This window comes from Halomicrobium urmianum, from assembly GCF_020217425.1.
GTDB lineage: Archaea > Halobacteriota > Halobacteria > Halobacteriales > Haloarculaceae > Halomicrobium > Halomicrobium urmianum.
Map to the genome: position 1 here is coordinate 324,340 of NZ_CP084090.1, position 15,899 is coordinate 340,238.

Annotated in this window: 8 protein-coding genes, 1 tRNA gene and 3 rRNA genes; 4 read left to right on the forward strand and 8 right to left on the reverse strand. The window is 65.5% G+C overall.

The features are described 5' to 3' along the window. Nucleotides 1-191 precede the first annotated feature (191 nt). Complete coding sequence (locus LCY71_RS01630) at nt 192-518, reverse strand: DUF7410 domain-containing protein (protein WP_225334626.1); 327 nt, start codon at nt 516-518, stop codon at nt 192-194. Further along, complete coding sequence (locus LCY71_RS01635) at nt 515-1,894, reverse strand: hypothetical protein (RefSeq protein WP_225334627.1); 1,380 nt, start codon at nt 1,892-1,894, stop codon at nt 515-517. Before LCY71_RS01635 ends, LCY71_RS01630 begins: the two co-directional genes overlap by 4 nt. Before the next feature lie 134 nt (nt 1,895-2,028). Between LCY71_RS01635 and LCY71_RS01640 the strand changes: the two genes are divergently transcribed. From LCY71_RS01640 to LCY71_RS01650, 3 genes are all read left to right on the forward strand, one after another. Next, nucleotides 2,029-2,898 carry a cytochrome c oxidase subunit 3 gene (locus LCY71_RS01640; RefSeq protein ID WP_225334628.1) on the forward strand — a complete coding sequence of 290 codons (870 nt, stop codon included), beginning with the start codon at nt 2,029-2,031 and terminating at the stop codon, nt 2,896-2,898. A gap of 38 nt (nt 2,899-2,936) precedes the next feature. Beyond that, nucleotides 2,937-3,179 (forward strand): DUF7385 family protein, encoded by a 243-nt coding sequence (locus tag LCY71_RS01645; RefSeq protein ID WP_225334629.1) that lies wholly within the window; start codon nt 2,937-2,939, stop codon nt 3,177-3,179. A gap of 310 nt (nt 3,180-3,489) precedes the next feature. After that, entirely contained in the window at nt 3,490-6,309 is a 2,820-nt protein-coding gene (locus tag LCY71_RS01650; protein WP_225334630.1) for a DUF1508 domain-containing protein, read from the forward strand. A 255-nt stretch (nt 6,310-6,564) separates the two neighbouring features. On the opposite strand, the gene rrf is transcribed toward LCY71_RS01650, so the two are convergent. The 5 genes from rrf to LCY71_RS01675 all read right to left on the reverse strand — a co-directional run bounded on the left by rrf (nt 6,565) and on the right by LCY71_RS01675 (nt 14,001). Continuing rightward, nucleotides 6,565-6,686: ribosomal RNA gene (rrf, locus tag LCY71_RS01655) — 5S ribosomal RNA — on the reverse strand. A gap of 122 nt (nt 6,687-6,808) precedes the next feature. Beyond that, nucleotides 6,809-9,730: ribosomal RNA gene (locus LCY71_RS01660) — 23S ribosomal RNA — on the reverse strand. A gap of 399 nt (nt 9,731-10,129) precedes the next feature. Further along, a 16S ribosomal RNA gene (locus LCY71_RS01665) occupies nt 10,130-11,600 on the reverse strand. The 16S, 23S and 5S rRNA genes sit together here, the layout of an rRNA operon. A gap of 1,220 nt (nt 11,601-12,820) precedes the next feature. Beyond that, nucleotides 12,821-12,895: transfer RNA gene (locus LCY71_RS01670), tRNA-Thr, on the reverse strand. 113 nt (nt 12,896-13,008) lie between these two features. Continuing rightward, nucleotides 13,009-14,001 carry a class I SAM-dependent methyltransferase gene (locus LCY71_RS01675; RefSeq protein WP_225334631.1) on the reverse strand — a complete coding sequence of 331 codons (993 nt, stop codon included), beginning with the start codon at nt 13,999-14,001 and terminating at the stop codon, nt 13,009-13,011. Between the two features lie 75 nt (nt 14,002-14,076). Between LCY71_RS01675 and dph5 the strand changes: the two genes are divergently transcribed. Further along, a complete protein-coding gene (gene dph5 / locus LCY71_RS01680; protein WP_225334632.1) occupies nt 14,077-14,859 on the forward strand; it encodes a diphthine synthase in 783 nt (260 codons plus the stop codon). A 1-nt stretch (nt 14,860) separates the two neighbouring features. Here dph5 and artA read toward each other — a convergent pair whose 3' ends face one another. Then, nucleotides 14,861-15,838, reverse strand: coding sequence for an archaeosortase A (artA, locus tag LCY71_RS01685; protein WP_225334633.1), 978 nt, complete (start codon nt 15,836-15,838; stop codon nt 14,861-14,863). Nucleotides 15,839-15,899: the final 61 nt, after the last annotated feature.

Genomic DNA, 15,899 nt, shown 5'->3' on the forward strand with positions numbered 1-15,899 from the left:
GTCGTTTGACCAACCGGGTACGGGCGGGACTGAAAGGGGCCGGGCGCTCAACCAGCCCGGACGACGCAAGCACCACAGGAGCGAACGGAGTGAGTGACGAGGAGCGCAGCGAGGCCCGGCGGTTGAGCGCCCGGGGGCTTTCTGTTTCTGCACAACGACGACAGCAGCAAAAACAGCGGTTTCTAGCGGTCCTAGAGCACCGCGTAGACCATCAGGAGGCCGAAGTAGATCAGGATCAGCGCGCCCAGGGCCTTCAGTCTGAACCGTCGGATTTCGGCCTGTTCGTCGGCGAAGGCGTCGCGATAGGTCTCGACCTCCTCGTCGTCGAGGGCGTCTGGGTGGTCGATCCCGCGGTGGAGGCGGAGCCAGTCCTCGCGGGCGAACGGGCGGCCGCAGCGGTCGCAGCGATAGACCGGTTCGTCGGTGGGGACGTCGTAGTCGTGGGCGTCGGTCGCGGCGCGGTCGACGTCGGCCGGGACGTCGCGTCCACGGACGTCGGACTCGTGTGCGTCGCTCATAGGTAGGGGACGGTCACCTCCGGCTGTGAGACGACCCAGAGGCTGATCATGGTATACAGCACCATCGCGGCGGTGAAGGGGTACTGCGAGCGGATCGCCTGCAGGCGGCCGGCGAAGAGGTCGTAGGCGGTGGCGTGGGCCACCCAGATGGCCAGCAGGTGGCCCAAGAGGACGGCGGCCAGCGCGACGCCGCCGAACCAGCCGGGGAGGTCCAGGACGAGCACGGCGGCGGGCGCGGAGAAGGGCGTCAGCGCGGCCTCCGCGAGCGCGGGCGCGAGGTTCAGGAAGTATCCCAGATAGTGCGCGAGGTGGTAGCCGGCAGCGATGGCCAGCAGCGGCGGCGCGAACCGGCGGGCCAGTTCCTCGGCCGCGACGAACGTCCGGGCCGTCCGGCGGCTCGCGTAGACGGCCAGCCAGTAGGCGGCCAGGAAGAAGACGTACCCGAAGAGCATGCCCGCCAGGTAGGCCGCCAGCGGCGGGACGCCGGCGGTGACGACCGGCAGGAGGAGGTCGCGCCAGGCCGGCGTGGTCACGAGGCCGTCGTAGGTGGTCACCCACAGCAGCGCGACGACGAATGCCACCTCGTCGACGCCGTCGACGAGTTTCGCCTCCGAGAGGGCCGTGCCGGGCAGGCGTACCCGGAGGCCGCCCTCGTCGGCGGCGACCGGGGCGACGCGGCCGTAGTACCGGAACACGCGCGCGGGCGGGTCAACTCGCCGGAACCACGTCGCCGGGCCGAAGACGGCGGCCCCGACGAGCGTGACCGCGGTGTAAGCGGCCACGGTCGTCGCGAGCAGCGGCGGGTCGTCGGCCAGCGGGCTGATCACCTCCAGCCACACCAGCCCCAGCAGGCCGGCGACGCTCGGCCAGGCGCCGAACCGATCCGGGTAGGACCGATCGAGGGACGGCAGCAGCCACGCGAGCGTCCGCCAGGGGTTGAGCACCGGCCAGGCGTTGCCCAGCAGGTACGCGCTCATCGACAGTCCGGCCCACCAGCCGACCCACACGAGCAGAACGGCGAGGTTCGCGGTCGGCTCCTCGGGGCCCAGGAATCCCACGACCAGCACCGCGGCGAGGCCGGCGACGCCGACGACTCGGGCGGCGGCGACGGCGACTCTCCGGGCCGGCACGCGGGCGCGGCGGTGCCACGCGTGAATCGCCTCGATCAGCGATCGGTCGGTGACGAAGCTGGCCAGCAGGAACGAGGCCCCGACGGCGGCCCCGCCCGTCGTCAGGAACAGCCACGTCGGGACGGTGACCGTCCGGCGGGCGCTTTCGCCCAGACTGCCGCCGTGAGCGCTCGCCCGTCCGACCAGCGCCAGCGCGGCGACGGTGACTGCGACCGCGATTGCCGCGAATCGCCGACGTCGAGCCATTTGCGCCGGATTCGCACCGGCCGGCCGTCAAGCCGTCGATTCCCTCCGCGCCGTCGACGAACACGTTCGCCTAGCGGTCGAGCTGGCGCGCACACTTGGATGGGTTTTTGGTAGTCCGTTCGCAAGAGCCGCACATGACCGTTGCCGAAGACTCATCGGAGGACCACGGCGGCCACCACCTCCCCGCCCCGGAGGACTGGCCTCGCGGCTTCGGCGAGGCCAGCTGGTGGCCCTTCATCACCGCCGCGGGCGCGGCGGGCATCTACGTCGCCGCCGGCCTGTTCGTCCTCTCCATGGGAGACGAGCCGTTCGTGCCGTCCATGTACGGGGCCGTCGCCGCCGTCGGGAGCGTCGGGCTGTTCCTGTTCGGCCTCTACGGCTGGCTGTACCACGCCTTCGTGGTCAACTTCTGGGAGCGTGGGACCGACAAGTACTCCGGAAGCGCACTGCGCTTCGCCATGGTACTGTTCCTGGGAAGCGAGATCGGCACGTTCGGCGCCGGCTTCGCCTACTACTTCATCCTCCGCGGGAGCGAGGTCTGGAGCGCCGACCTGCTGCCCGGCCACGGGAGCGTCCTCGGACCGCTGGTGATCGCCAACACCATCATCCTGGTGATCAGTTCGATCACGCTCCACTGGTCCCACCACAAGCTCCTGGAGGGCGATCGCGGGAGCTTCGTCCGCTGGCTCGGCATCACGCTCCTGCTCGGTATCATCTTCATCGGCGGCCAGGTGTACGAGTACTACGAGTTCATCGTCGCCGAGGGCTTCACCATCGCCGAGGGCGCCTACGCCAGCGCGTTCTACGGCCTGACCGGCCTCCACGGCCTCCACGTCTCGCTGGGTGCCGTCCTCCTCGGAATCGTGTTCGTCCGCGCCGTCTACGGCCAGTACTCCCCCGAGCGGCACACCTCCGTCTCGACGGCCTCAATGTACTGGCACTTCGTCGACGCCGTCTGGATCTTCCTCGTCGTCGTCCTCTACGTCGGCGCGACCGCGCTGTGAGCGCTCACTGTTAAGTCGGTCGTTCGCGTTCTCCGGGTATGGACCGGCTGGACGTCTCCAACGGCTTCGACGTCCACGAGTACCGTCACGGGCTGAAGCTGATCAAGGAGGAACGGGACACGATGCACCTCGCAAACCGCGAGGGCTTCGCCTGTCCGGCCTGCGGCGAGCCCTTCGACCGCCTGTTCGTCTCCGAACGACGCGAGAACACGTTCGGCGACCCCGGCAGCCCGTTCTGCCTCGTCCGTACCGACGAGGCGGTCCTGCTGTTGACCCACTGATCTAATAGTCGGTGGTTCATATCACTGGTCCGACTTTCGGGCCGATCCGGAGCTACAGTAGAAATTGAACGCACTGACACACTCGAAGGGCACCCGTGATGCCCCTCGATGTGTAAATAGTTCCAATTTCTACTATAATCGCATTACTGCGACCCATCACCACTCGCCCGCCCGGTCTTCAATCCGAGCTTTCGCCAAACGCGTTCCAGTCGTTCGATCGGTGTTTTACGCTGTTTTACCGCGAGCGTTCCGATTCGGCGATGAAGCGTCACTATAGTTTATCACCGGGTGGGTGGATACCTCCCATGGCATGGCGACAGAGACTGGCACGCGGGAAGGGGCATACGACGGGCGGTTGTTCGAGTTGTACACGAAGTACGTCAGCGAACCGGAGTCGAGGAAGGACGTCTACGGGTACACGCTGCTGGTGGTGGGGTACGTGCTGGCCATCGGCGGTATGCTGGTGTACCTCCTCGGGCCGACCGGGGCGGAAGTTCAGCAGTCGACGCTGTTTCTGGTCAGGGAGGTCGCGGCGGTCCCCTCGGCGCTGGGGCTGGCGTTCTCGCTGCTGGGCATCGTCCTCCTGCTTCCGGTGACGCGACGGAGTCTCCTGGGGGCCGTCGTCGGCGCGATCGTCTCGGTGGCGGCCGTCGGGCTTTTCGTCTGGTACTATCCGAACCACTGGCACGTCGGGACGCCGGCCTACAGCGGGATGATCATCGCGCTGTACACGGCCGGCATCGCGCTGGTCGCGGGCGTCGTCATCATGGTGCCCGTGATCACTGGCGAGCGCAGCTACTTCTCGGAGACGACCGAGGGACACGAGTACGAACACCCGGAGATCATGATCGGCGACGCGGACCGCGGCGGCCTGTTCACCCTGTTCAAGCGCGGGCAGGGGTGGAGCTGGCGGTTCATCGACCAGAGCGCGGTCGCGGCCAGCCGAACGGACTTCTTCTCCCGGCTCGAGGCCGAGGAGTCCGTCGAGGCCGTCAAGGACGGCATCGCCGACGCGGGCCTGCTCGAGATAAAGAACGCCGCCTTCCGGCTCTACGAGTCCGGCGACGGGGCCTGGCAGTGGTACCTGATGCGCGACGACGGCACCGCGGTCGCCGAGGGCGGCAGCGACTTCGGCTCCCGCGACGACGCCGACGCCTCGATCAACCTCGTGAAGGACCACGGTCCCGACGCGGACACCGTCGTCCTCGACGAGGCCACCTACGACTGCTACCGCACCAACGGGGAGTGGGGCTGGCACCTCGTCGACGAGGACCGGAACCGGCTCGCCGTCGGTACGGAGACCCACACCGACCGCGCGGACGCGACGACCGGTCTCGAGACGTTCCGCGACCTCTCCGGCGACGCCACCGACCTCGTCGTCGAGTCCTACGGCGTCGAACTGCTGGCGGACGACGACCGCTGGCACTGGCGCATGCGCGACAGCGCCCACCGGCGCGTCGCCGCCAGTGTTCCCGACTACGAGTCCAAGGGCGTCGCGGAGAACGCGGTGTACGACCTGCTCGAGCGTCTGGAAGCCGCCAGTGTGCTCGACGGCGACCAGCCGACCTACGACGTCTACCAGTCCGGGAGCAACTGGGCGTGGCGCCTCGTCGACGAGAACGGCCGCCCCGTCGCCCGCGGTCGCGACGAGATGGGCGCGGCCGAACCGGCGACCCAGGCGGCCCGCACGATGCGCTCGCTGGCCGGCGACGCCGACGTGGTCGAGATCGAGGACATGGAGTTCGAGACCTACCGGACCGCCGACGGCTGGCGCTGGCGACTGGTCACGGCCGACCGCGAGGTCCACGCGGAGAGCACCGACACCTACGAGTCCGAGGAAGCGGCCTCCCGCGTCGTCGACCGCGTCCGCGAGGAGGCGCCCGACGCCGACCTCATCGAGTTCGACACCGCGGCGTTCCAGGTCTACGAGGCCGAGGACGGCGCGTGGCGCTGGCGGCTCATCGACGAGGACGGCAACGTCATGGCCGACAGCGGTCAGGGCGAGTACGACTCCAAGACCGACGCGATGAGCGCCATGACGACTCTCCAGGAGAACGCGCCCGACGCCGAACACCTCGAGATCGAGACCGCGGCCTTCGAGATCTTCCAGGACGACCGCGGCTGGGGCTGGCGGCTCGTCGACGACATCGGCGACACCATCGCCGACGGCGCCACCCGCCACGACTCCGAGGAGGGCGCCCGGCAGGCCATGGAGAGCCTCGTCGACTCCGTCGGCGACGTCGACGAACGTCGCATGGCCGACGGCATCTTCCAGGTCTACGCCGACGACGACGACGAGTGGTGGTGGCAGTTCGTCCGCCCCAACGGCACCGTCCACGCCGAGGCGGCCCGCAGTTTCGGCACGCGACACGAGGTCGAGTCCGCCGTGGAGGACGTCAAGCCGGCCGCTGCGAGCGCTCCCGTCGAGACGATCGGCCGCCTGGCCGTCCTGCTCGATCCGGAGGACTGGTCCTGGGAGCTCGTCGACGAGGACCGCGACCGCGTCGCCGTCGGGACGGTCACCTACGACGACCGCGACGCCGCCGTCGACGCCGTCACGGACCTCCAGCGCCACGCGGCCGACACGACCGTCTACGAGATCCGGGACGCCGCCTTCGACTGCTACCGCTCCGACGACGGCTGGACCTGGCGGCTGATCGACGACGACCACGACGCGATCGCCCGCGCGCCCGAGACGTACGGCGACCTGGCCGCCGTCGAGGACGCCATCGACGCCGTGGCCCGGGCCGCGCCCGACGCCGAGTTCGTGGACTACGACGACGCCGCCTTCGAGCTCTACGACGACGAGGACGGCTGGACCTGGCGGCTCGTCGACGAGGACCGGGCCGTCATCGCCGCCGCCGCGAGCCACTACGAGGACCGCCAGGCGGCCGAGGACGACCTCGACGAGGTGCACGAGGAAATCACCGGCGCCAGCGTGATCGAGATCGACTCCGCCGCCTTCGAGTTCCACAACACCGACGACGGCTGGCGCTGGCGGCTCGTCGACGAGCAGGGCAACGAACTCGGCGAGAGCGTCGAAACCTTCGAAACCCGTGCCGAGGCACAGGAGCAACTCCAGACGGTCAAGGACCTCGGTCCCGACGCCTGGGTCTCCATCGCCGAGTGATACGAGGCGACGGCAGTCCACCTGCCGCCGATCGATAGCCCGTCTGCACTCTTTTCTTCGCGTCGAGAATGGATCCCGAAGCAGCGGCTGCTCTCCCGCGAGAGTCGTGACGGGTGCCGCTGCTGGCCGGCTTCGATGGGTGACCCCGACCAGCGCTGTTGCTGGCCGGGGTTCGAAATGCGAAACCCCCCGAACAGCAGCGGCGCTGTTCGGGGGTGAACGATGAGCCCGACGCGAAATGCGCCGGGTATGAATGGTAGGCGGCGAACCGGATTTCCCAGAGGTTCGCACACTCCAGTACTCGCCGGAACGCAGGCGGGCTTAACTTCCGTGTTCGGGATGGGTACGGGTGTTGCCCCGCCGCTATGGCCGCCTGAACGCCGATCCGCGGAATCGAACCGCGATGTGGTACGGACCACCATCGGTGGTAGATCACCGTGTGTACGTGCAATCCAAGTTCCGCCTGGACCCGCTTCAACGGGTCAGTGCGTCCGGATGAGTGGAGTGGCAATTGGTCTGTTAGTGCTCGCGGACTGAACGCCTCGTCACCTCGGCGCGTACATCCCGAGTCTATCGAACTCGTCTTCTACGAGTGACCTCAGCGGTGTCTCTTTTTCAGGTGGGGTTCGAGCTTAGATGCGTTCAGCTCTTAACCCGTGGTGCGTAGCTGCCCGGCAATGCCCTCTCGGACAACCGGTACACCAGTGGCACCCGTTCGTAGTTCCTCTCGTACTATACGAACGTTCCCGGCAGACACCATTGCACCCCCAGTAGATAGCAGCCGACCTGTCTCACGACGGTCTAAACCCAGCTCACGACCTCCTTTAATAGGCGAACAACCTCACCCTTGCCCGCTGCTGCACGGGCAGGATGGAGGGAACCGACATCGAGGTAGCAAGCCACTCGGTCGATATGTGCTCTTGCGAGTGACGACTCTGTTATCCCTAAGGTAGCTTTTCTGTCATCTATTGCCCGCATCAATCGGGCTAATAGGTTCGCTAGACCACGCTTTCGCGTCAGCGTTCCTCGTTGGGAAGAACACTGTCAAGCCATCTTTTGCTCTTGCACTCTTCGCCGGGTCTCCGTCCCGGCTGAGATGGCCTTGGGGCGCGCTCGATATCATTTCGAGCGCGTACCGCCCCAGTCAAACTGCCCGGCTACCGGTGTCCTCCTCCCGGAGTGAGGGTCACAGTCACTAACGGGTAGTGTTTCATGGGTGACTCGGCGACGTGCTGGCGCACGCACCTGTGTAGCGTCTCCTACCTACCCTGCACATTAGCGACCATGTCCCAGCGACAGCCTGCAGTAAAGCTCTATAGGGTCTTCGCTTCCCCCTGGGGGTCTCCAGACTCCGCACTGGAACGTACGGTTCATCGGGTCCAACGTCGGGACAGCGGCGCTCTGGTTGATCCATTCATGCAAGCCGCTACTGAAGCGGCAAGGTACTACGCTACCTTAAGAGGGTCATAGTTACCCCCGCCGTTGACGGGTCCTTCGTCCTGTTGTACCAGGTGTTCAGATACCCGCACTGGGCAGGATTCAGTGACCGTACGAGTCCTTGCGGATTTGCGGTCACCTATGTTGTTACTAGACAGTCCGAGCGCCCGAGTCACTGCGACCTGCTCCATTCCGGAGCAGGCATCCCTTCTTCCGAAGGTACGGGACTAGATTGCCGAATTCCCTGACGTCGGTTGTGGCCCGACAGGCCTTGGCTTTCGCCGCCACGAGCACCTGTGTCGGATCTCGGTACGGTTCGCATGCTCCCTTTTCACGGGTCCCAGGTTGAACCGAGTTGCCCTATCCCGCCGTTCGCTCGCTTCGTGCCATTACGGCTTCCACGAACTTGGACGGTTGGACCGGGCGATGGCCCGGTTCGGTCGACCCCGAGACGTCGGTTTCACTGCATGCGAGCACTGGAATATTAACCAGTTTCCCATGTCGTCCCATTCGAGTTACGGTGGGACTTAGGACCGGCTAACCCTCAGCTGATTGGCAGTGCTGAGGAACCCTTGCTCGTTCGGCCGTCGGGGTTCGCACCCGACTATCGCTACTACTACGGCCAGGATTGTCGTCACTGATCGGTCCACGCGAGCTCTCGCCCGAACTTCCACCCGATCAGAGCGCCGACCTACGCGGTCAGGATCTGACTCCTGCGGTCAGGTCTCGGTGGCAGACTTGAGCCCCGATCATTTTCGGCGCCTCGAACCTCGGCCGGTAAGCTGTTACGCTTTTCTTGGAGGGTAGCTGCTTCTAAGCTCACCTCCCGGCTGTCTAGGGCTCGAGACCACCTTCGATCGCACTTAGTCTGCACTTTGGGACCTTAACCCGACTCTGGGTTGTCTCCCTCACGGTACACAGGCTTACCCCGTGCACCGGACTCCCCGCGTCCACGGCGTCCGTGAGTTTGGAGTTCGACAGGATGGCCGACCTCTCTCGAGGGCGGTCCATCCAATCGGTCGCTCTACCCCACGAACTACCTCGGCGGAGGTCATGCTTCGACATGTTTCGGTCGGAACCAGCTGTTTCCGGACTCGATGGGCCTTTCACCCCTACACGTAGATCACGGGAGGGTATTGTAAAACACCAACCCTAGCAGGCCTCCACGCGCCTTTCGGCACGCTTCACCTTGTCCACGCGTAGATCGTCCGGTTTCGGGTCGTGTCCGCGGGACTCCCCGCCCTTGAAGACGGCGACCCTGGCGCAAAGCGCTGCGGTCGTGTCGGTTTCCCTATGCCTTCCCGGATGAACCGGTTAGACTCGCCTCGCAGACACACTCCCTGGCTCGTTTTTCAAAACGCACGACGGAACATCGGCTCCCCACCAGTCCTACTGCGCGGTCGCCCGCGTGTCGTTCCGGGTGGGGCCTTTCATGCCCCGTCGCTCAATAACCACCTGATTTCAGGCCCTGTTGCACCTCCCTTCTGAGGGTGCTTTTCAGCGTTCGCTCACGCTACTTGTTCGCTATCGGTCTCGAGGAGTGTTTAGCCTTGGCCGTACGATGCCGGCCACATTCACGAGGGATTTCCAACCCCCGATACTCCGGGACTGACGCACGCTCTACTGGTCGTCGATACGGGACTGTCACCCTGTTTCGTACTCCGTTCCAGGAGACTTCTCGACGGCGATCGAGCGCTGCATGTCAGCCCGCACACCACATTGCCCGTGAGGGCTTCGGTTTGGGCTGTGCCGCGTTCACGCGCGGTTACTGACGGCATCACGTTCGTTTTCTCTTCCTGCCGGTACTGAGATGTTTCAATTCCCGGCGTTCCCCATTGCGCGAAGCAATTGCGATGGAGATTCTCATTCGGAAATCCTGAGTTCTTCCCCTCCGTGCGGGTCCCTCAGGCTTATCGCAGCTTGGCACGTCCTTCGTCGGCTCTCGAGCCGAGCCATCCACCAGGTGGCGTAGTAGCCACTGATAGATTCGCTGTGATGAATCACAGCAATGTCGGACACACGTTCCACGATGAAACGGGTCCAGTTGACGTCTGGATTGCACGTACACACGGCGTCATCGTACACTCCCGTGGTGAACGGGAGCGACGGTCTACCCTTCCCAGCCGCGCTTTCACGGGCTGGTGCATCGGTTCGCCTGACGGCGTCAGCCGCCGGCGGTAGTAGCCGACCCGGAATCGAACCGAGGTCGCCTCCGGAATGGAGGTGCTCTTCCACTGAGCTATCGGCCCGTCCCTCGAAGAGGGACGAACTGTAAAGCCCTGACAGTTCGGTGCCCGATCGGCGCGATCGGAGTGTCACCGGTGCCTGCCGCGAGGGCAGGACTTGCAGGTGGGCCTGGCCCGAAGGCCAGGTCCCGGTCAGTAGGAGGTGATCCAGCCGCAGATTCCTCTACGGCTACCTTGTTACGACTTAAGCCCCCTTGCGAAGCCCGGATTTGACCTGGGAATCCAGGCCTCATCCGGACCTCACTCGGGTGCTTTGACGGGCGGTGTGTGCAAGGAGCAGGGACGTATTCACCGCGCGCTTCTGACACGCGATTACTACCGAATCCAGCTTCATGTGGGCGGGTTTCAGCCCACAATCCGAACTACGATCGGGTTTCAGGGATTACCGCTACCTCTCGGTATTGGAACCCGTTGTCCCGACCATTGTAGCCCGCGTGTTGCCCAGCACATTCGGGGCATGCTGACCTACCGTTGCCCGTTCCTTCCTCCACGTTAGCCGTGGCGGTCTCCGTAATGTACCCGACTACCACGAGGGTATCGCTGGCAATTACGGACGCGGGTCTCGCTCGTTGCCTGACTTAACAGGATGCCTCACGGTACGAGCTGACGGCGGCCATGCACCTCCTCTCACTGACTCGAGTAAGGTCGTCAACCTGACTGTCATTATCAGTGTCGGTGCTGGTGAGATGTCCGGCGTTGAGTCCAATTAAACCGCAGGCTCCTCCGGTTGTAGTGCTCCCCCGCCAATTCCTTTAAGTTTCATCCTTGCAGACGTACTTCCCAGGCGGCCCGCTTCCGTCTTCACTGCGGCACACCGCGCGCTCATGGCGAGCGGCGTACCTAGCGGGCATCGTTTACAGCTGGGACTACCCGGGTATCTAATCCGGTTCGAGACCCCAGCTTTCGTTCCTCACTGTCGGATCCGTGCTCTCGAGGTGCTTTCGCCATCGGTGGTCCGTCCAGGATTATAGGATTTCACTCCTACCCCGGACGTACCCCTCGAGTCTCCCGGTCCCAAGCCGAACAGTTTCCACTGGACGCCCAGCGGTTGAGCCGCTGGATTTCCCGGTGGACTTGCTCGGCAAGCTACGAACGCTTTAGGCCCAATAAGATCGGCCATCACTCGGACTGCCGGTATTACCGCGGCGGCTGGCACCGGTCTTGCCCAGTCCTTATTCGTCGACCTCCCTACGGTCGACAAAAGCGAGGGCGCTATGCCCTCGCACTCGGAGTCCCCTTATCGCACTGGCGTGCAGTGTAAAGGTTTCGCGCCTGCTGCGCCCCGTAGGGCCCGGTATCTTGTCTCAGATACCGTCTCCAGGCTCTCGCTCTCACGACCTGTACCGATTATCGGCACGGTGGGCCGTTACCCCACCGTCTACCTAATCGGCCGCAGCCACATCCTACGGCGCCGGGGCGTTTCCAGCTCTCCGCGTTCAAGCGTGAGAGCCGTATCCGCGATTAGCCTCAGTTTCCCGAGGTTATCGCGGTCCGTAGGGCAGTTCGGCCACGTGTTACTGAGCTATCTGCCACGGGTCTAAACCCGTGCGACTAGCATGGCTAAATCGGACTCCGATAGCAATGGCCTCCGGCAGGATCAACCGGAATGGTGTCCCTGGCAGAGCCAGGGATCTGGCGGAGACACGCATTGTCTCTCTGGTCCGTCGAAGTCGGTGACACCGTCGGACGCACCGATCGGGTATCACCGAACTATCAGGGCTTACATCACATCCCATCTGTACGGCGGACCGCAGGGGTGAGATGCTCATGGGTGTTCGTACTCATCATCGACGGGGAAACCCCGTCTAGAGCGGGACGGCGGAACGAGCAGGACTCGTACCCCGCAGCCCCTCGAACGGATATCATCGTAGGGCAGAACCCTACTTAAGGATTCCGTTTTCCCCGGCCGTGCGTCGAAGAACCACGCGACGTCACCGGTACGGCGTGAGACGCCGTACCAAGTTTAAGTGCGGTCCCACGACGCCGGTCAGGGCATCGGAATCGCTCCGTCGAACGGGGCAGCGGTGCGAACCCATCCGGGTTCCCGCCATCCCTCGAACGTATTTCTTCAGATGGGAGGGGAATATAAAAGGCCGTCGTTTCTGGGACCTACGTGCCAGAGAAAACCACACGACGGCGACGGGGGGCCCTGATCGGTGGAAGACCTCTTTAAGTATTCGATCGCCAACCGATGACGGCGACGAGTCGACGAAAGTAGATGCGGGCTGCCCCGTGCAATTGTGCTGGAATCGTGCGGAGAACTGACGGGAGTAGCTGTTCCGATCCGGTTCGATCATCAGTCGTCGGCGGCCCGGCCACTGCTCCACAGTAGTCGTCTACCGCGGCGATGATGACTGGTTCGTCACCTCGGAAAGGACGTACTCGTCGACGGACCCCCGCGAACGCGCCGAGGCGGAGCCCATGAGCCCGTCCAGGTAGTTCTTCAGACGTCGGCGACGGTATGCCGGCCGGCGAGTGCGCTGTGGCCGGCGGCACTGACAGCCTGCCCGCTTCAGTCGGTCACCAGCGACGCGACGTACAGCCCTCGACCGGTGTCCGGCCGTCGGAGTCCCCGTACTCGCGGTCGAATGCTCCTCGTCCTGTCCGTCACGCCGGTGACTGACGAACAGCTCCCCGTCGCGAGCGGACTCCTCGGCGCGTTCGCACCCGACAGCTGCCGCATGGTCGTGCGAGGGCGTCGAAGGTCTCGACGTCGATTCCCACCGGAGGATTGAACCGTCGAAGGCGTTCTCGGGATCAGGTACCCGTGCTCGGAAGGCGCAACCACACCCAGCGCGGTACACACTGACTTGGTCGCAGCAGAAGAGAGCCGGTGGAGGGATTTGAACCCTCGACCTAATCCTTACGAAGGATTCGCTCTAGCCAGTCTGAGCTACACCGGCAGGCTTCGCTTTGCTCGCCTGCCGAGCCCATCGTCGTTGCACTCCGATGGACACCGGCGGGCTCACTTCTTACTGGGCGGATAACCGCAATAAGGATTGCGGATCAAAGCAGGTTAGCGAGTGAGTCGCACGTCCAGCACCACGTTCAGTTCGTGGGGGGCGTACGACCGGACGGTGTGACGTGTCTCGACCGTCACGTCGTACTCGGGTTCCGCCGCTGCCCGGACCGCCCGCTCGCCGGGGCCGTAGGGGTCGTCCTCGTGCTGGATGTCGTAGTAGTGGAGCGTGCAGTCGTCGCCGGCCAGTCGGACGGCCGCGTCGAGGAACTCGTCAGCGCTGTGGGGCAGGTTCATCACCAGTCGGTCGGCCCAGTCCTCGTAGTCGTCGGCCACCTCCCTGACGTCCGCGTTGATGGCCGTGACTCGCTCCTCGACGCCGTTGCGGCGCGCGTTCTCCCGGAGGTACTTGACAGCCGCCTCGTTGACGTCGACGCCGACCGCCTCCGCGCCGCGCTTGGCGGCGGGAATGACGAAGGGTCCGACGCCGGCGAACATGTCGAAGGTCCGCTCGTTCTCCGCGACCTGCTCGACGACGCGGTGGCGCTCGGTCGCCAGCCGCGGCGAGAAGTACATCTCAGCGAGGTCGAGTGCGAACTCGCAGCCGTACTCGCGGTGGACGACCTCCGTGGGGTTCGTCTCGTCCTCGGTGGCCAGCACCTCCCAGTCCCGGACGCGCGTCTCGCCCTTGACCTTCGAGGCGCGGTTCAGGACCGTCCGCGCCGGCAGGTCCGACGCCATGATCGCGTCGGCTAGCGCGCGCGCCCGCTCGGAGTCGTCCTCGTCGATCACGATCACGTCCCCGATGCGCTCGTAGGACGGTTCGAACGACACCTCGTCGGACGGCATCGTCTGCGTCTCGCGCGCGGGCGCGTCGTACTCCACGACGTCGAGGTCGGCGGGCACCTCGGCCGGGTCCGTCACCGGGAGGTAGATAGCCGCTTCGTCGACGACGATCTCGTAGCCCCCGGCCACCAGGTCCGCCTCGGCGAGGCGGCTTCGGGTCTCCTCGCCGGCCTCGCGCTCGACGCGCACGCAGGGAACGCCCATACCTCGACTGGCCGGCGACCGGCGGTAAGCCTGACGCTTCGCGTCCTTTATGGCCCGCCGCCGTCCAGTGAGTCCATGCTCACGTTCGTCGGGTTCGGGCTGTACGACGAGCGCTCGATCACCGTCGAGGGCAAGGAGGCCCTTCAGGCGGCCGACCGGGCGTTCGCGGAGTTCTACACGAGCCAGCTCGTCGGTACCGACCACCAGCGGCTGGAGTATTACCTCGGTACCGACCTCGAAGTGCTCGACCGGGAGACAGTCGAACAGGACCCCGAACGCGTCCTCGCAGCGGCGGAAGAGGAGGACGTCGTCTTCGCCACCGCCGGCGACACGATGGTGTCGACGACCCACGTCGACCTCCGCCTCCGCGCGCGCGAGCGGGGGATCCACACCAGAGTCGTCCACGGGACGACCGCCCAGACCGCCGCCTCCTCGCTGACCGGACTCCAGAACTACCGCTTCGGAAAGGCCACCACGCTGCCCTTCGAGGCCGCCCACGGCGCCGACGGCGTCCCCGACAGCGTCGTCGAGACAATCGAGGCCAACCGCGAGCGCGACCTCCACACGCTGGTCTACCTGGACATCAAGGTCGACGACCCCCACTGGGAGGGCGAGGAGGAGTTCATGACCGCCGACCGCGCCGCCGACCTCCTGCGCGAACCGCTGGGCGATCCCCTGGGCGTCGTCGTCGCCCGCGCCGGCAGCGCGACGCCGGTCGTCGAGGCCGACAGGCTCTCCGAGCTCGCCGACGACGACTTCGGCGGCCCACTACACCTGCTCGTCGTCCCGGGCGACCTCCACGACATGGAGCGAGACGCACTGAGAGAACTGGCCGGCGCGCCGGAAGACGCGCTGTAGTTCACTCCTCGCCGCCGTCGGCCCGGACCGTCGACGACCCGAGCGCCCCTTCGAGGTCGTACTCGCTCCCGGTCAGCAGGTACAGCAGGTCCTCGATGGGCGTCACGACCTCCGGGAGCTCCCGGACGACCAGCCAGGTGATGGCGACCAGCGCGATCACCGACCCGAACTGCGCCAGCAGGCGGTCCGCGATGTAGTAGGAGACCATCTGCTCGTCGGTCGTCCCGAAGACGGACGTCACCAGTCCCGGGAACCACTGCATCCGCTGCTGGCCGAAGGCCGTCGCGATGAAGACGTTCCTGACGAGGTTCAGTCCGTAGATCACGGGAATCGAGACCGCCAGGGCCCGTAGCTTCCGGCGGAGCGGCGCGCGAACGGCCAGGATGGCGCCACCCAGTATCGCCATGCTCCCGATCCCCGTGCAGGCGACGATGATCGTGTACGTGATCGGTCGCTCGTTCCCGGGGAACACGAACGTGCTGCGGTAGGTGTAGTCGACCCCCCGGTCCTGGCCGAAGTACTCCACGCCCCGGACCATCTCCGGGTCGACGCCGATAGCGTTCAGCAGGAGGTGCGTCTGCGCGGCGACCGTCTCCACCAGGAACCGGCGGGCCGGATTGGCCTCCAGAAACGGTACGTAGGCGAACGGGAGGTAGATCAGTCCCATGATCCCGATAGCGCGCGTCAGCACGAACAGCGAGTCCCGGCCGTTCCACAGTCGATACCCCGCGTACGCGGACAGCGGCGCGGCCAGCACGCTCCCGATCCCCTCCACGATCGACTTCTGCTCCAGGACGAAGTGGGGCACCAGGACCAGCCAGAAGAGGCCGAAGAGCAACCAGGCGCCGACGGCGACGCCGCGCGCCCGGTCCTCGTCGCGCCGCTCCAGCAGCGCCGCCGCCAGAAACGCTCCGACGACGATCCACGACAGCGGCCGCGCGATAGCGAGCGGCGCCGCGGTCAAACCCTCGGCCGTCATGCTCTGGCCGTGCCTTGGCCGATGGTCGGCATATGCTTTCCCATCCGTGCAGAACCGGAAC

Excerpts from the sequence above, each read along its gene's own strand:
- LCY71_RS01630 (WP_225334626.1), bottom strand. The coding sequence starts at position 518 with ATGAGCGACGCACACGAGTCCGACGTCCGTGGACGCGACGTCCCGGCC.
- LCY71_RS01650 (WP_225334630.1), top strand. The coding sequence starts at position 3,490 with ATGGCGACAGAGACTGGCACGCGGGAAGGGGCATACGACGGGCGGTTG.
- LCY71_RS01640 (WP_225334628.1), top strand. The coding sequence starts at position 2,029 with ATGACCGTTGCCGAAGACTCATCGGAGGACCACGGCGGCCACCACCTC.
- LCY71_RS01645 (WP_225334629.1), top strand. The coding sequence starts at position 2,937 with ATGGACCGGCTGGACGTCTCCAACGGCTTCGACGTCCACGAGTACCGT.
- LCY71_RS01675 (WP_225334631.1), bottom strand. The coding sequence starts at position 14,001 with ATGGGCGTTCCCTGCGTGCGCGTCGAGCGCGAGGCCGGCGAGGAGACC.
- dph5 (WP_225334632.1), top strand. The coding sequence starts at position 14,077 with ATGCTCACGTTCGTCGGGTTCGGGCTGTACGACGAGCGCTCGATCACC.
- artA (WP_225334633.1), bottom strand. The coding sequence starts at position 15,838 with ATGACGGCCGAGGGTTTGACCGCGGCGCCGCTCGCTATCGCGCGGCCG.
- LCY71_RS01635 (WP_225334627.1), bottom strand. The coding sequence starts at position 1,894 with ATGGCTCGACGTCGGCGATTCGCGGCAATCGCGGTCGCAGTCACCGTC.